The following is a 1,824-nucleotide window of genomic DNA, read 5'->3' as shown; positions in this document are numbered from 1 at the left end:
CTGACTCTGTCGGGGATCTTGAGGATCCCCGGCGGGGCAGCGTGATCAACGGGCATGCTCGGCTCTGTTCAGGAACCGATGCAGTTGTCGAGGTGCCCGTTGTCGCTCCACGCCCGTTCTGGTGAGCAAGTCCCGTCTCTGACCGCGCAGATGGCGCGGGCAAGCAACCCGGGCGGTACGACGGCGATGTGGGTGAGAGACCACCTGGGCGGGCTGTGGCGTGACGAGGACTTCGCCGACTGGTACCCGCGCGACGGCCGCCCCGGCCTCTCACCTGCTCAGCTGGCCACCGTCTGTGTGCTCCAGTTCCTGCTCGGTCTGTCGGACCGGCAGGCGGCCGAGGCGGTTCGCTGTCGCATTGATTTCAAGTACGCGCTGGCCATGGAGCTGGACGATCCCGGCTTCCACCACAGCGTGCTGTCCGACTTCCGCGACCGTCTCACCGAGGACGGGCGGGCCGACCGTCTCCTCGATCTCGCGCTCGCGCGTCTGAAGGAGGCCGGTCTCGTCCGCGAGCGCACCACCCAGCGCACGGACGCCACCCACGTCCTGGCCGCGGTCCGCGACCTGACCCGGCTGGAACTGGTCACCGAGGCCGTCCGCGCCGCGCTGGAAGAACTGGCCGGCACAGCGTCGCACCTGCTGGCCGGCCTGGTCGACGAGGAGTGGGGACGCCGCTACGGCCGCCCGGTCCGACTGGGCAAGAACCCCACCCGCCCCAAGACCAGGACCCTCGCCACCGGAGGCGACGCCGTCCGGCTGATCGAGCACCTCGGGCAGCACGGGCCGGAACGCCTGTCCGGTCCCCGCGTCCAGGCCCTGCGGCAGATCATGGTGCAGAACTACTACCGCAACGGGGCCGGCCGCCTGCGCTGGCGCACCGCCGAGGACGGCGGGCTGCCGCCCTCGGCCGTCGCTGTCGTCTCGCCCTACGACGTCAGCGCCCGCTACGCGCGCCGCGGCGACACCCGGTGGAAGGGGTTCGTCGCACATCTCACCGAGACCTGTGATCCCGACGGCGTCAACGTGATCACAGATGTGGCCACCACCGACGCCACCGGCTACGACGCGAAGGCGCTGCCCGGCATCCACACCCGGCTGGGGCGCCGCGGGCTGCTGCCCGCCGAACACCTGGTCGACGGCGGCTACACCTCCCTGGTCCGTCTGGAACAGGCAGCCCGCGAACACCAGGTCACGGTCACCGGACCACTGCCGGTCAACACCACCCGCCAGAACCGCAGGAACAACGGCTTCGGCCGCGACGACTTCCACATCGACTTCGACCGCCGCCAGGTCACCTGCCCGCAGGGCGAGACCAGCGCGGGATGGCACGGCCCCTACCCGACCTCCTCACCCACCGCGGCACCGCTGATCATCGCGCGGTTCACCAAGAGCCAGTGCCGTCCCTGCCCGGTCCGCACCCGCTGCACGACCACCGCCGACAACGCCCGGAGCGTGGGCTTTCCCCCGCGAGAACTCCGCGACCTGCAACTCCGCGTCCGCGCCGAGCAGCAGACACCCCAATGGCAGGCCCGCTACGCGGTCCGCTCCGGAGTGGAAGGCACCATCAACGAGCTCGCCCACGGACACGGCATGCGCCACTGCCGCTACCGGGGACAGCACAAAGCCCACTTACAGCACGTGTTCACAGCCATCGCCGCAAACATCGAGCGCCTCAGCCGACGGCCACCGACGGGAGAATCACCTCCGTCGAGGCCGCCGACCGCTTTCCAGAACTACCTGGACCAGCACGGAATCACCCGGCCGAGGTCCTGGCGGTCCGCCAGAGACTGAGCAGACCGCCAAGATCCCCGACAGAGTCAG

At 70.1% G+C, this 1,824-nt stretch carries 1 protein-coding gene; it reads left to right on the top strand.

Annotation, left to right across the window (positions count from 1 at the left end):
* The first annotated feature begins 186 nt into the window (after nt 1-186).
* Entirely contained in the window at nt 187-1,794 is a 1,608-nt protein-coding gene (locus ACLF6P_RS29785; RefSeq protein WP_415954531.1) for an IS1182 family transposase, read from the top strand.
* The last annotated feature ends 30 nt before the right edge of the window (nt 1,795-1,824 follow it).

Source organism: Streptomyces lothianensis, assembly GCF_047779955.1.
Taxonomy (GTDB): domain Bacteria; phylum Actinomycetota; class Actinomycetes; order Streptomycetales; family Streptomycetaceae; genus Streptomyces.
Note: the sequence above shows the minus strand (reverse complement) of the source record. Positions and strands in the feature narration are given on the sequence as shown.

Excerpts from the sequence above, each read along its gene's own strand:
- ACLF6P_RS29785 (WP_415954531.1), top strand. The coding sequence starts at position 187 with ATGTGGGTGAGAGACCACCTGGGCGGGCTGTGGCGTGACGAGGACTTC.